Source organism: Actinoplanes italicus (genome assembly GCF_003001815.1).
Lineage (GTDB): Bacteria > Actinomycetota > Actinomycetes > Mycobacteriales > Micromonosporaceae > Actinoplanes > Actinoplanes italicus.
Genome location: NZ_PVMZ01000029.1, coordinates 1 through 12,602 on the forward strand (window position 1 = coordinate 1; position 12,602 = coordinate 12,602).

Here is a 12,602-nt window from a genome sequence, read left to right on the forward strand (position 1 = left end):
GCGCGAACGCCAGAAACGGAACTTCCTGGCTACGCTGCTGCTGAGCCAGGGCGTGCCGATGATCGCCCACGGTGACGAACTGGGCCGCACCCAGCGGGGCAACAACAACGTCTACTGCCAGGACAGCGAGATCGCCTGGGTCGACTGGGAGGGAGCGCGCCTCGAGGACGTGCTCACCGGTTTCACCCGTAAACTGCTGGCGCTACGGGCCAACCACCCGATCTTCCGGCGGCGGCGGTTCTTCACCGGCGAACCCGCCGGCGACTCGAAACTGCCGGACATCGCCTGGCTGCGCCGCGACGGCGAGGTGATGACCGAGGCCGACTGGAACACCCGCAGCGGCATGACCATGACGGTGTTCCTCAACGGCCACGGCATCCCGGAACGCGACGCCCTCGGCGAGGAGATCGTCGACGCGTCGTTCCTGCTGCTGTTCAACCCGCTCGACGAGGACGTGGCGTTCACCCTGCCGGACCGGGAGTACGGCCGGACCTGGGAGGTCGCCGCGAACACCGCCGACCCGCTGCTCGCCGCCAAGCGCAAGACCGCCCGTGCCGGGACCCAGTTCAAGGTCACCCGGCACAGTCTGGTCCTGCTGCGCTGCCGGTACTGAGGGCAGACCCCGGCGGTCAGTCCTCGACGCAGAAGACGTTGCCCTCCGGGTCCTCCATGACCGTCAGGTCCGGACCCGGGCTGACCACCGTGGCACCGAGCTTCTCCAGCCGCGCCACCTCGGCCTGCACGTCCCCGTTCGGGGCGCGCAGGTCGAAGTGGAGGCGGTTCTTCGCGGTCTTCGGCTCCGGCACCCGCTGGAACCACAGGTTGGGGCCGCCCCAGCCGGGCGCCTCCACGTACGCCTTGGCGCTAGTGCCGTCGGAGTCCAGCTCGCCGCCCAGGGCCGCGGCCCAGAACCGGGCCACCACCAGCGCGTCGGCGCAGTCGAAGGTCAGGCTCTTCACCCACGCGACGGTCATTGCGTCACCGACCTGTACCAGGCGATCTTCTCGCGTACCCGCCGCTGTTCCACCCGCAGCTGCTCCACCTTCGCGTCGATCTCGCGGTCGTGCTCCTCGAGCAGCGCGGTCCGCTGCTCGGCGCCCTCGTCGCCCTGCTGCAGCAGCTCGGCGAAGCGCCGCAGCCGCGCGATCGGCATTCCGGAGTCGCGCAGGCAGCGCAGCAGCCCGAGCCGGGACAGATCGTCGTCGGAGAAGACGCGACGGCCCGCCGATGTCCGCTGAATGCCGTTCAGCAGTCCGATCTTCTCGTAGTAGCGGATCGTGTCGATGCTGACGCCGAGCCGCTCGGCGGTTTCCCCCGGTGTGTATGGCACCGGGTCAGGTTAACCGCTCTCTCTCCGGCACGCGTTCCCACTGGTGCCGGATGCCGGTCGATGCCACGCTGAGGCATGGAACGCGAACCGCGGCCCCGGGTGCACTTCACCCCGCGTGCCGGCCACGTGGGCGAGCTGTTCGGCGTGCTCACCTCCGGCGGGACCTACCAGGTGTTCTACGAGTACCTGTCCGGACACGACCCGGCCTGGGGCTGCGCGGTCTCCGACGACCTGATCATCTGGACCGAGCAGGCGGCCGGCTCGCCACCCGTCGACGGCTCGGCCCGCTGCGGCACCGTCGTGGCCGGCCCGGACGGTCCCGTGCTGTTCCACACCCTCGACGGCGGCGGGGTCGGCCGGGCGGTCGCCCCCGCGGGTACGGCCACCGCGGTCTGGCACGCCGAACCCTCGGGCCCGCTGCTCGGCGGCCCGCCGTCCGGGTCCACCGAGATCCGCGACCCGTTCGTGTTCTGGGCCGGCAGCAACTGGCGGATGCTGCTCGGCGCGAGCCTGCACGGCGGCGGTGCCGGCGTGCTGCAGTACCACTCCGCCGACCTGCTGAACTGGTCCTACGACGGGGTGATCGTCTCCCGTGACGGGGCGTCGTGGGGCTGTCCCCGGCTGTTCCCGCTCAACGGCTCCTGGGTGCTGCTGCTCTCGAGTGGCTCGTCCGCCGAGCTGATCTACGGGATCGGCAACTACGACGGCATGCACTTCACGGCCCGCGCCTGGGGCGCGTTCGGGCACGGCCACTTCGGACCGGCCGTCACGTTCGTCGACACGGCGGGGCGTCGCTGCGCGCTGGCCCGGCTCGGTGAGGACGAGGCGGCTGCGGGGCAGGCGGGTCCGGGCCAGGCGGGCGCGGGGTCGGCGTGGGCGGGGTCGCTCAGCCTTCCCTGGGTTCTGTCGGTACGCGACGACCGGCTGATCGCCACACCGCATCCCAATCTCGACCCCTACCTGATCAGCGGTGCGGCAGGGCTGACGGCCGCCGGGGGAGAGGTACGCGACCACGGCGACCTGATCCTGACGATGCCCGCCGGTGGCGAGACGGTCCTGTTCGCCGACGCCGACATCGTCGAGGTCACCGTCGAGGGCGTCAGCGGGCTGGGCGTCGCCCGGCGTACCGGGCCCACCGCGCCCGGTGTCCGGTTCGCGCGCTTCGGTGGCGCCGCGCCCGGGTTTGCCGCACCCCGCCCCGGGCAACCCTGAGGACATGCCCGGACGCGACGAACTCCCCGAGACCCTCAAGCGCTCCCCGAAGAAGGCACAGGACACCTTCATCAAGACCCACGACTCGGCCGTCGACCAGTACGGCGAGGGCGAGCGCGCCCACCGCACCGCGTTCTCCGCGGTCAAGCACTCCTTCGAGAAGGTCGGCGACCACTGGGAGCCCAAGAAGAAGAAGGGACCCAGCGACGCCAAGGCCGCGGGCGGCCGCGACACCAGGGCCGAGACCGCCGGCGGCGTCGACGCCAACGCCAGCAAGGAGCACCTGCTCGGCATCGCCCGCAAGCTGGACGTCTCCGGTCGTTCCCGGATGACGAAACCGCAGCTGGTCGAGGCCATCCAGAAGGCCAACGACCGGGAGACCCGCCGCGCCCGCAACAGCGGCTGATCATCCGATCGGGAGAGGCGGCATCGGAACGGGGCCGCCTCCCGCCGGGCCCGTGTGACACTTCGCGTCGTCCGATCCCGCTGCCGAGGACCGTCCGATGCGCTGTCTTCCCGCCCTGGCGGCACTTGTCGCCGGCACTCTGCTCGCCCTGCCGGACCCGGCCGTGGCGACCCCCGCCCGGACGGCGACCGCGGCGATCGCCCGGACCGCGCAGGTCCAGGCCGTTCAGGCCGAGCTGGACCGGATCCTCGACGATCCGCGGCTGGCCGGGGCTACCGTCGCCGCCGATGTGCGCGACGCGGCCACCGGAGCCGTCGTCTACCAGCGCAATCCGCTGTTGCGGGTGCTCCCGGCGTCGAACCAGAAGCTGCTCACCGCAGCCGCCGCCCTCGAAGTCCTCGGGCCGGGCCATCGGTTCCGCACCACGGCCGCGACCGCCGGGCGCAGCCTCCACCTTCACGGACAGGGCGATCCCACGCTGACGTACGACCGGATCGACCGGCTCGCTGAGGCAGTCGCGCGCACCGGCGGCACACGGTACGACAGGCTGATCGCGGACGCCTCCTGGTTCGACCGCGTTCCGCTCGGGCTGGACTGGTCGTGGCAGGACGAGTCGTCCACGGCGCCCGTGTCGGCGCTGACGTTCGCGGCGAACGCGCGGTTCGACAACGCGGCCGTGGAGATCCGCTACGCCGGTGTGGGCGGGCGGCGGCCGGTCGTGCGGGTATGGCCGCCGGACACGGGTGTCCGGGTCGTCAACCGGGCGGTCACCGGCGGCAGCGGCGACACGGTGAGCGCGGTGCGGGAGCACGGAACCGCTACGGTCACGCTGCGTGGCTCGGTCGCGGCCGGACGCTCCGGGACCGCCTTGGCCACCGTTCCCGACCCGGCGGCGGTGACCACCCGGCTGTTCCGGGCCGCGTTGCTGCGGCACGGGGTGACGGTCGGTGGTCGTACAGCCGAGGGGGCCGCCCCCGCAGAGGCCCGGGAGCTCGCCGCCCAGGTCTCGCCACCGCTCGCCGAGATTCTGCGGCCGCTCCTCAAGCTCTCCAACAACGGCATCGCGGAGATCCTGGTTAAGGCCATGTCGCGGGCCGCCGAACCGGGGCGGCCGGGAAGCTGGCCGACCGGCCTGCCCTCCGCGACCGCCGCCCTCGGCCGCCTCGGCGTCGACACCCGCCTGCTCACCATGGGTGACGGATCCGGTCTGAGCCGCCGCAACTGGGTGACCGTGTCGCAGATCGCCACGCTGCTGCAGAAGGCGCAGCGGTGCACCTGGTTCCCGGCCTTCCGGGCGGCCCTGCCGATCGCCGGAGACCCGGACCCGATGGTCGGCGGCACGCTGCGGGAGCGGATGCGCGGCACTCCGGCGGCCGGCAACGTGCGCGCCAAGACCGGAACGCTGACCGGGGTCAACACACTCTCCGGCTACGTCACCGCAGCCGACGGCCGCCGACTGGTCTTCGCGCTGATCGTCAACGGCTCGCTCACCAGTGCCGCCCCCGTCCTGGACGAGGTCGTGGTGACACTCGCGGCCGCGCGCGGCCTGGAATACGTGCCCGCGATCCGCTGAACGACGGTGGTATGTTGCCCGTCAGGTCATGAGTGTCAGCGTCAAGCCCCGGCTCGCTGGCCGGCAACCCTCCGCGTCACGGGCGGGGTGCCCCGGGTGATGACCGGGTCCGGCGCGTCGCGTGCCGGGCAAGCCGCGACCCGAGGGGACCCTCATGGATCATCCTGTTCTGCACGGCCGCCTCGTACGCCTCGAGCCGCTCGACCGGCGGCACGTCCCCGGCCTGGCCGCGGCTGCCGCCGAGGACAGGAGCCGGTACGCGTGGACCTGGGTGCCGGACCCCGGTACCGCCGCCGCGTACGTCGACGAGCAACTCGCCACCGCGAGGACGGGACGGCTTCTCCCGTACGCCCAAATCTGTCTTTCGTCCCATCGTGTGGTGGGGGTGACCGCCTACTGGGACCCGCGCCCGTTTCCCAGCGGTGACCGGCTCGCCCAGATCGATGTGGGTTTCACCTGGCTGGCCGCCTCGGCGCAGGGTTCCGGGCTGAACCTGGAGGCGAAGTATCTGCTGTTCCGGCACGCCTTCGAAGCGTGGGAGGTGGTACGGGTGGGCCTGAGCACCGACGCCCGCAACGCCCGCTCGCGGGCCGCGATAGCCGGAACCGGCGCGCGGTTCGAGGGCGTGCTGCGCAACTGGTCCCGGTCGTGGGCGCCGGGCGAGAGCGGCCTGCGTGACTCGGCGCTGTACTCGGTGGTCGCCGAGGAATGGCCGGAGTGCCGCGCGTACCTCGAGCACCGGTTGTCCGAAACGGAACAGGGCGCCGCCGCAGCGGCGCCCCGCACCGTCAGCTGGAGCAGGTGTTGAGCATCGTCTGCAGCGACGTCTTCTCCGACGACTGCAGCTTCAGCGCGTAGTAGTACTTCACGGCGATCCACATCTTGGCGTACGTGCACCGGTACGACGAGATCGACGGCTGCCAGGTCGACGGGTCCTGGTCGCCCTTCGACTGGTTCACGTTGTCGGTCACGGCGATGAGCTGCGGCCGGGTCAGATCGTTGGCAAAGCTCTGCCGCCTGCTCGTGGTCCAGGCGCTCGCGCCGGAACGCCACGCCTCGGCCAGCGGAACCACGTGGTCGATGTCGACATCGGACGCCGCGCTCCAGGTGGCGCCGTCGTAGGGGGAGTACCAGCTGCCGGAGGTGGCGGCGCACGCCGAGCTGGTCACGACGTTGCTGCCGTCCCGCTTCAGCACGGTCTCGCGGGTGTTGCAGGTGCCCGAGATCGTGATCCAGTGCGGGAACAGCTCGCGGTCGTAGGTGCCCGCGTTCGCCTCGGCGGCGACGGTCAGCGCGTTGAGGTAGGTCTGTGCCGTCGACTTCGACGGGACGCCGGTCGGGGCGGCCTGGGCGGGGGAACCCAGCAGGCCGAGAGCGATCAGTCCGGCGGCGGCGCCGGCGATCAGGTGACGGGGGAGGGGCATGACGGCTCCTTCGTGTCGTCCGATTCGGACGACTCAGGTCTACGGGAGCCGGACGTCACCAGATCATGATGCCCGTGAATTTCTCGTGTCCGAACAATCAAGTTCAAACCCCACCCCGGAAACAAGAACGTAATATTTCGTACGGCTACGAGGAGGCACCCTGGCTCCGGGCGCGACGTCCGCGATCCCCCGGTCCCAAGGCGACTCACGGGCGTATGCGGTGGTCACCGGAGACCGCCGGCCGTGGCCCGATCGGATGCCAGAATGCCGGTGTGGCCATCGACAGGCGGTACTGGAACACGACCGGAGCGGCGAAGACCTTCACCCACCCGGTCCACCGTGAATGGCTGGCCGGTGTGGACCGGGACGCCCGGATCCTCGACTACGGCTGCGGCTACGGCCGGACGATGGCGGAACTCGCCGATCACGGCTTCACCGATCTGACCGGCGCCGACATCTCGGCCGCCCTGATCGCCCGCGGACGCGACCAGCACCCCGGCCTGCGGCTCACCGTCATCGAATACCCGCCGGTACTCGGCCTGCCGGCCGCCGGTTTCGACGTCATCCTGCTGTTCGCGGTGCTCACCTGCGTGCCCGCCGACGCGGACCAGCGTGCACTGGTGACCGAGTTGGATCGCCTGCTGGCACCCGGTGGCCTGCTCTGCGTCAGTGACGTGCTGTTGCAGCCCGACGAGCGCAACCGGCGCCGTTACACCGGCGACCCGTACGGTGTCTTCACCACCGGCGACGGCGCGACCTGCCGCCACCATTCCGCCGGCCATCTGCGCGGCCTGTTCCCGGAATACGACCTGGAGGCGGAGCGGCACATCGCGGTGCCGTCGATGAACGGTCACCCGACCGGCGCACTCCAGCTCCTGCTACGGAAACAGTGGTGACCGGATGCGGACCGGCCCGGCGAGCGTCGAACGCCGGGAGGACTGGCGCGCCGCCTCGATCCTGGACAGCGCTCCCGGCCTGATCACCGTGGAGTTCCTGGACTCGCTCGGCCAGCCGGCGCGGAGCCGGACCGACATCACGCTCAGGGCTTTCGGCTGGGAGGTCGCCCCGACGCCCGACGGCCCCACCTTCCGTTCCACTCCCTGAAACCATTTGTGGCGGTGCCACAGTGCTGGGCATGCACGGGGCCGTGGTCGGCCCGGGCCGGCCGACGGATGCGTGTGGTGACCGGCGGCGTGGGGTGGGGCGGCGGGGAGCGCCGCGCCGGTCGCCCGGTGGGGAAGGATCCGGGGACCGGCGCGGACGGGCGAGTGGTGGTCAGCGGCGGCGGAACTCGTTCAGGTAGAGGTAGACGCTGGTCTTGGCGCCCACGACGGCTCCGGCGGTGTCGGCCGAGCGGAAGTGGATGCCGCCCCACACGCGGGCGTTGATCAGTTCCTCGAGGGCGCCCGAGAAGCTGGTGTAGTAGCGGGTCGTTCCGGTGGCCTCGCTGGTGGCGTGGAACGCGATGTCGTCGCGGCCGAAGAACAACCGCAGGATCGTCATGTTGGAGCCGGTCGCGCAGGCGTGGCCTGAGGTGTAGTCGGGGCTGCCCGGCGTGATGAGCAGCGGCATCCACGACGGGTCGGCGGTGGTGTCCGGGTTGCCGTCGGTGTCGGCGAGCTGGACCGCGGTGACCGGCCGCCAGAAGCCCCAGTGCCGCTTCTCGTTGAAGCAGGCGGTGTTGGCGTCCGACGCGGCGACGTTGACCATGGCGAGCAGGCGGGCCGACTGCAGGACGCTGAGCCGCTGTGTCTCGGCGAGCTGCCGGTTGATCTCCCACTGGCCGAGCTTGCGGTCGTGCCACCAGCGGGCCGCGTCGGTCTGGTCGGCGGTACGCAGCGTGCTGGTCGCGCCGCCGATCGCCTTGATCTCGTTGAGGTCGCGGGTGTAGGCGGCGCTGGTGAGGGCGGGCGGCCCGGCCGTGCGGAAGATGTCGTTGCGCGGCAGCACGAACGCCTTCAGATCGGCTGACCAGGCGCCGGAGTTGGCGAAGGTGGGCGGGGTGGGCCGCCACTGTCCGGGTGCGGTGCCGACCGGGAACTCCTCGACGCCGAAGGCGCCGTCGCCGGCGCGGGAGGCGAGCATGGCGGCGGCGGTCTGCTCACCGACCGTGACACCGCCGCGTTCGGCCCGGCCGTCCGGGATCCCGGCGAGGTATCCGTCGTACTGTGCCTTGAGCCGGTCGCTCTGCGCGGGGTACAGCGCGGTGAGGACCCGGTACGAGGCGGCGGCGACGGCGGCGTCGGTGGACTCGCGGCCGGTGGTCCTGGGGGCCGCGATGAACGGCTGGTACGGCTTGCCGGCGATGGCGTTGACGGCGTCGTAGACGGCGCCCTGCACCATGGCGAAGCTGCGACTCTGCACCCACGGGTTCTCGCGGGCGACGTCCCAGATCGCGGTCTGGGCGTTGAGGTTCCACGTTATGACGGAGTTGCCGGCCGGGGCGGCCGCGGCGGCGGCCGGGACCGCGAGCGGCGCCAGTACGGCGGCCATGATCAGTGCCAGTGCACGCTTCATGCGGCCCATCGCACCGGATCGATCTGGCAGAAACCTGTCACCGCATGTTGTACCAGTGGGATCTGTCGCGCCGGGCGGCCACACCGGCGGCCGCGAAGTGGGCGGCGACCCGGTCGCGGGCGACCTCGATGTCGAGGTCACCGGTCAGTTCGCCGGTGCGGACCAGCTCGCGGAGGTAGTGCACGAGGTCGTCCTCGAGATCGAGGCCCGGCGCCGGTGGCGGCCGCAACCCGGCCAGTGACGTGAAGTGGCCGACCAGATCGGGCAGCGCCGAGTGCTCCGTCGTGACCGAGTACGACCATTCGGCCCCGTCGTCGTCGCCGCGGGCGTAGTACTCGTGGTTCTCGAAGAACCGGATGCCCTGAGTGGGCCCGATCTCGATGTTCAGCGTGTAGTCACAGCCGGGGGCCGTGCGCCGGGCGTGCAGGATCTCGGCCTGGCGCAGCGGCCGGTACCGGCGGGACGGCACACCGCCGCCGATGACCAGGCCGGTGATCGCGCCCCAGTTCCCGAACCGGGGCATGTCCGGTTTCAATAGCCCGCGGCTGACCATCGTGGCGAAGGACCCGGCGATCCGCGGCTCGAGGAGTTCCCGCGTGATCACGGTCCCGAGGTGCTGTTCGAGGTGTTCGGCGAGGGCCGGCAGGTCGGCGAGGGCGATGTCGACGGTGGAGAAGGTGCTGCCCCATCCGCCGGACGGGCGGTAGTGCTCGCTGATGTGCAGCCCGGTTGCCCCGAAGCTGAGCGTGAGGGACAGCCGGTCGCTGTTCAAGAGGTCGTGGCGGGCCTTGCGGGGTGTCGACCGGTGGGGGACTCCCGCTTCGGCGCACCAGGCGACGATCCGGTCGCGGGCTTCGCCGGGTGCCAGGCCGGGGCCGATCTCACCGGCCGCGACCAGGCCGGTGAAGAACGCCTCGGCACGCCGGCACGGGTCGTCCGGCGGACGCGGGCCCGTCCGGGATTCGATCATGTCGGCGAGCACCGCGAACGCGGGGAGGCCGACCGTCACGTCGTGCGCCCGGAGGAGGTGCGGGCTGCCCGGGCACGCGAGACCCTCCACGAAGTGGACACCGCGGCCCGTCGGGCTCACACGTACCGATACGAGCCATTCCTCGCCCTGGTGGGTGGCCGTCCACAGTGGCACGTACGTCCGGGTGAGGTCCTGGCCCTTGTTGCCGATCCTGGTGAGGACGTGCCGTATCCCGGCCCGCCGGCAGTGTGTCGCCAGGCGTTCGGTGTTCTCCCAGTAGGCGGCCGCCGGCTCGCGCAGTTCGCCGCGTCCGATCAGGTTCGCGATCACGGCGGTGAGCCGTTCCTCGACGGTCGTCCCGGCGGCCGGTCCGTACCGTTCGTCGAAGTAGCCGGCGAGTCTCCGCAGGTCGTCGCGGGCCACCCGGACCGTCTCGGGCCGGCCGTGGAACTCGATCCGGCCGGAGAACACGGCGCCGTCGGCGGTGAACTGTGCCAGCATGCCGCCAACGTAACGATCGCGGGCAATCAGGCCGCGTCAGCCAGTTCGCCGGAGGCCGCAGGCGGTTCGAGGGACTCCTGCCAGATCGCCCAGCGGGTCTGGGGTCCGAGCGACTTCGCCTTGTCCATGGCCAGGCCGGCGCGGTGCACGATCCCGTCGTGGGTGAGCGTGCCGGGCGCGGCCACGGCCACGCCGATACCGGCGGCCAGCGTGACCAGGCGGCCGTCGATGAGGACCGGCCCGAGCGACGCGGCGATGCGACCGGCTGTCTCGTACGCCTCCCCGGGGTTCCTGATCTCCGGCAGCACCACCGCGAACTCGTCGCCGCCCAGCCGGGCCGGGAGCCCGGGGCCCTGCACGCAGCGCCGCAGCACTCCGGCGAACTCGACCAGCAGCCGGTCACCGGCTTCGTGGCCGAGGGTGTCGCTGATCTCCTTGAACCCGTTCATGCCGATCATCAGGACCGCCATGTGCCGGCCGGTACGCGCGCCGCGGTCGATCGCCCGGTGGGAGACCTGCCGGAACCGGCTGCGATTGCCGAGCCCGGTGAGCCTGTCGTGCTTGCGCAGCTGAGCCACCGCGATCGCGAGGAGCGGCAGCCGGCGCCCGATGCCGGGGGTGCGCCTTCGACCCGCAGTGTGCACGACGCCTCCTCCTTGTGGCTGGACGCCGCTGCAGATCGGTCCGGGTCGCGGTCACTTGAGGGTCGGCGGTTCATAGGATCTGGTGATGGCCGTACCCCAGACCCATGCCGAGGCGGTCACCACCGCCTGCCAGCTCGCCGAGTTCCTGATCCCGGGCGCGATCCAGCGCGACCGGGACGGCGCCGACACGGTCCCGCACGAGGCGGTCGCCGCCCTGGACTCCTCCGGTCTGCTCGGCATCACCGTGCCGGCCGCCGACGGCGGTCCCGGCCTCGGTCCGCGGACGCTCGCCGAGGTCACCCGGATCGTGGCGGCGGCCGACCCGTCGATCGCGCAGGTGCCGCAGGCGCACTTCCTGATGATCGACGTGCTGGCCGTGCACGCGGGCGCGGAGGCCCGCAAGCGGATCTACGGTGACGTGCTGGCCGGCCGGAGGCTCGGCAACGCGCTCGCCGAGCGGGGCGGCAAGCACGCCCAGGATCTCAAGACCCGGATCGCCGGCGGACGGCTCGACGGCGTCAAGTACTACACCACCGGTGCGCTGACCAGCGCCTGGATCGCGGTGAGCGCCCTCGACGAGAACGGCCGGCTGGTCCTGGCGCTGGTCCCGCGCGACGCCGGGGGCGTCACGGTCGACACCGACTGGGACATGATCGGCCAGCGGGCGACGATCAGCGGCACGGCCACGTTCCGGCAGGTCCCGGTCGAGCCGGGGCTGCGGATCGACTACGCGGGCGCCTACGAGGTGCCGCAGCAGCTCGGCGCGCGGGCCCAGCTCGTGCACGCGGCCATCGAGGTGGGCATCGCCGGTGCGGCGCTGCGCGACGCCCGTTCCTACCTGCGGGAGAAGGCGCGGCCGTCGACCGAGGCGGTCCGGCACGGTGCCACGGCCGCCACCGACGACCCGCACGTGCGGCACCGTTACGGGCGTCTGGCCGCCAGGGTCCGCGCCGCCGAGGCACTGCTGGAGTCGTCCGCCCGTACCCTCGAGGAAGTGGGTTTGATCCCGGCCGACGCCGAATCCGCGGCACGTGGCTCACTCGCGGTGGCGGCCGCGAAGGCGTTCGGCAGCGAGGTCGCGCTGGAGGCCGGCTCGGAGCTGTTCACCCTCTGCGGCACCAGCTCGGCCGCCGCGAAGTACGGTCTGGACCGGCACTGGCGCAACGCGCGCACCCACAGCGTCCATGACCCCCTGGACTGGAAGTACGCCCACATCGCCGCCTACGACCTCGCCGGCCAGCTGCCCCCCAACCACGGCCAGCTGTAAAGCCGGCTGGGTCACACCGCTGTCTCAGCTGGGCCGAGACAGCGGTGAGCCACAGCCGGTTCAGACCTTACGGAACGCCGCGAAGACGACGTCGGCGCTGTGGGTGAAGCCGAGGCGGCCGTACAGCCGGATCGCGTTCTCGTTGTCGTGCACGGCATGCAGGAACGGCAGCTCACCGCGGGCCAGGATGCCGGCCGCGACGGCGAGGGTGAGCCGCGCGCCCAGGCCCTTGCCGCGGAACGCGGGGTCCGTGCAGACGGCGCTGACCTCCGTCCAGCCGGGCATCCGGAAACGCTCGCCGCCCATCGCGATCAGCCGGCCGCCGTCGTCGCGGATGCCGAGGTAGCGGCCCAGGTCGATGGTCCGTTTCAGGAACGGGCCGGGCTGGGCGCGGGCGACCAGGTCGAGCATCTCGGGCACGTCCTTCTCGGTGAGGACGACCGCTTCGGGGTCCTCGACGCCGGACATGCTCTGGCCGATCATCTGGACGCCGGACGTCACCTCGACCTGCTCCCACCCCGCGTGCGGGGTGATCGAGCGGCCGACGAGTACGGCGTAGTCGGTGATCGTGGCCAGGTCGCGCCAGGCGGACGGGTCGGAGGTGTCGCTCAGCGCGGCGAACGGGGCGATCTCGGGCAGGAATCGGGCGGCGTTGCCCGCGGCCTCGGCGAAACACGCCTGCGGCCCGGTGAGGGCGGCCCACACGGGGTTGTCAATCACAACCCTGACCCTGCCCTCTACCGGGCCGCAGCGCCAGC

General features: G+C 71.8%; 14 protein-coding genes, 1 pseudogene and 1 riboswitch. Of the genes and pseudogenes, 8 read left to right on the forward strand and 7 right to left on the reverse strand.

Annotated elements, in window-relative coordinates; genetic code table 11:
• Window positions 1-613, forward strand: a pseudogene (locus CLV67_RS44215) (glycogen debranching enzyme); the annotation flags it as partial.
• 16 nt (window positions 614-629) lie between these two features.
• Here CLV67_RS44215 and CLV67_RS44220 read toward each other — a convergent pair.
• Window positions 630-974, reverse strand: a complete 345-nt coding sequence (locus CLV67_RS44220; RefSeq protein WP_106329784.1) for a VOC family protein — start codon at window positions 972-974, stop codon at window positions 630-632.
• Complete coding sequence (locus CLV67_RS44225; RefSeq protein ID WP_106329786.1) at window positions 971-1,330, reverse strand: MerR family transcriptional regulator; 360 nt, start codon at window positions 1,328-1,330, stop codon at window positions 971-973. The genes CLV67_RS44220 and CLV67_RS44225 overlap by 4 nt, the downstream gene beginning before the upstream one ends.
• A gap of 75 nt (window positions 1,331-1,405) precedes the next feature.
• Between CLV67_RS44225 and CLV67_RS44230 the strand changes: the two genes are divergently transcribed.
• The 4 genes from CLV67_RS44230 to CLV67_RS44245 all read left to right on the forward strand — a co-directional run bounded on the left by CLV67_RS44230 (window position 1,406) and on the right by CLV67_RS44245 (window position 5,329).
• Entirely contained in the window at window positions 1,406-2,542 is a 1,137-nt protein-coding gene (locus CLV67_RS44230) for a glycoside hydrolase family 32 protein (protein WP_106329788.1), read from the forward strand.
• Window positions 2,543-2,546: 4 nt separating this feature from the next.
• On the forward strand, window positions 2,547-2,948 hold the full coding sequence (locus CLV67_RS44235) for a ChaB family protein (RefSeq protein WP_106329790.1): 402 nt from the start codon (window positions 2,547-2,549) through the stop codon (window positions 2,946-2,948).
• A 97-nt stretch (window positions 2,949-3,045) separates the two neighbouring features.
• Window positions 3,046-4,521: a D-alanyl-D-alanine carboxypeptidase/D-alanyl-D-alanine endopeptidase gene (gene dacB / locus CLV67_RS44240; protein ID WP_106329792.1), complete on the forward strand. Its 1,476-nt coding sequence runs from the start codon at window positions 3,046-3,048 to the stop codon at window positions 4,519-4,521.
• A 24-nt stretch (window positions 4,522-4,545) separates the two neighbouring features.
• A riboswitch (SAM riboswitch) is annotated at window positions 4,546-4,662 on the forward strand.
• Window positions 4,663-4,675: 13 nt separating this feature from the next.
• The gene (locus tag CLV67_RS44245; RefSeq protein ID WP_106329794.1) at window positions 4,676-5,329 is read left to right on the forward strand and encodes a GNAT family N-acetyltransferase; all 654 of its coding nucleotides are present in this window, start codon (window positions 4,676-4,678) and stop codon (window positions 5,327-5,329) included.
• Here the strand turns inward: CLV67_RS44245 and CLV67_RS44250 are convergent.
• A complete protein-coding gene (locus tag CLV67_RS44250) occupies window positions 5,310-5,945 on the reverse strand; it encodes a GmrSD restriction endonuclease domain-containing protein (RefSeq protein WP_106329796.1) in 636 nt (211 codons plus the stop codon). The two genes, CLV67_RS44245 and CLV67_RS44250, sit on opposite strands and share 20 nt — an antisense overlap.
• Before the next feature lie 272 nt (window positions 5,946-6,217).
• On the opposite strand from CLV67_RS44250, the gene CLV67_RS44255 reads away from it, so the two are divergent.
• Entirely contained in the window at window positions 6,218-6,841 is a 624-nt protein-coding gene (locus CLV67_RS44255) for a class I SAM-dependent methyltransferase (protein WP_239166867.1), read from the forward strand.
• A gap of 4 nt (window positions 6,842-6,845) precedes the next feature.
• Window positions 6,846-7,049, forward strand: coding sequence for a hypothetical protein (locus tag CLV67_RS44260; protein WP_106329800.1), 204 nt, complete (start codon window positions 6,846-6,848; stop codon window positions 7,047-7,049).
• A 171-nt stretch (window positions 7,050-7,220) separates the two neighbouring features.
• Here the strand turns inward: CLV67_RS44260 and CLV67_RS44265 are convergent, their stop codons facing one another.
• The 3 genes from CLV67_RS44265 to CLV67_RS44275 are packed head-to-tail and all read right to left on the reverse strand — an operon-like array spanning window position 7,221 to window position 10,577.
• Window positions 7,221-8,462 carry a vanadium-dependent haloperoxidase gene (locus CLV67_RS44265; protein ID WP_239166868.1) on the reverse strand — a complete coding sequence of 414 codons (1,242 nt, stop codon included), beginning with the start codon at window positions 8,460-8,462 and terminating at the stop codon, window positions 7,221-7,223.
• A 37-nt stretch (window positions 8,463-8,499) separates the two neighbouring features.
• Window positions 8,500-9,933, reverse strand: coding sequence for a hypothetical protein (locus tag CLV67_RS44270; RefSeq protein ID WP_106329804.1), 1,434 nt, complete (start codon window positions 9,931-9,933; stop codon window positions 8,500-8,502).
• 26 nt (window positions 9,934-9,959) lie between these two features.
• Window positions 9,960-10,577, reverse strand: a complete 618-nt coding sequence (locus CLV67_RS44275) for a GGDEF domain-containing protein (protein ID WP_239166869.1) — start codon at window positions 10,575-10,577, stop codon at window positions 9,960-9,962.
• Between the two features lie 85 nt (window positions 10,578-10,662).
• Between CLV67_RS44275 and CLV67_RS44280 the strand changes: the two genes are divergently transcribed.
• A complete protein-coding gene (locus CLV67_RS44280; RefSeq protein WP_106329808.1) occupies window positions 10,663-11,844 on the forward strand; it encodes an acyl-CoA dehydrogenase family protein in 1,182 nt (393 codons plus the stop codon).
• Between the two features lie 60 nt (window positions 11,845-11,904).
• Here CLV67_RS44280 and CLV67_RS44285 read toward each other — a convergent pair whose 3' ends face one another.
• Window positions 11,905-12,564, reverse strand: a complete 660-nt coding sequence (locus CLV67_RS44285) for a GNAT family N-acetyltransferase (protein WP_106329810.1) — start codon at window positions 12,562-12,564, stop codon at window positions 11,905-11,907.
• Window positions 12,565-12,602: the final 38 nt, after the last annotated feature.

Excerpts from the sequence above, each read along its gene's own strand:
- CLV67_RS44220 (WP_106329784.1), bottom strand. The coding sequence starts at position 974 with ATGACCGTCGCGTGGGTGAAGAGCCTGACCTTCGACTGCGCCGACGCG.
- CLV67_RS44230 (WP_106329788.1), top strand. The coding sequence starts at position 1,406 with ATGGAACGCGAACCGCGGCCCCGGGTGCACTTCACCCCGCGTGCCGGC.
- CLV67_RS44235 (WP_106329790.1), top strand. The coding sequence starts at position 2,547 with ATGCCCGGACGCGACGAACTCCCCGAGACCCTCAAGCGCTCCCCGAAG.
- dacB (WP_106329792.1), top strand. The coding sequence starts at position 3,046 with ATGCGCTGTCTTCCCGCCCTGGCGGCACTTGTCGCCGGCACTCTGCTC.
- CLV67_RS44245 (WP_106329794.1), top strand. The coding sequence starts at position 4,676 with ATGGATCATCCTGTTCTGCACGGCCGCCTCGTACGCCTCGAGCCGCTC.
- CLV67_RS44250 (WP_106329796.1), bottom strand. The coding sequence starts at position 5,945 with ATGCCCCTCCCCCGTCACCTGATCGCCGGCGCCGCCGCCGGACTGATC.
- CLV67_RS44260 (WP_106329800.1), top strand. The coding sequence starts at position 6,846 with ATGCGGACCGGCCCGGCGAGCGTCGAACGCCGGGAGGACTGGCGCGCC.
- CLV67_RS44265 (WP_239166868.1), bottom strand. The coding sequence starts at position 8,462 with ATGAAGCGTGCACTGGCACTGATCATGGCCGCCGTACTGGCGCCGCTC.
- CLV67_RS44270 (WP_106329804.1), bottom strand. The coding sequence starts at position 9,933 with ATGCTGGCACAGTTCACCGCCGACGGCGCCGTGTTCTCCGGCCGGATC.
- CLV67_RS44280 (WP_106329808.1), top strand. The coding sequence starts at position 10,663 with ATGGCCGTACCCCAGACCCATGCCGAGGCGGTCACCACCGCCTGCCAG.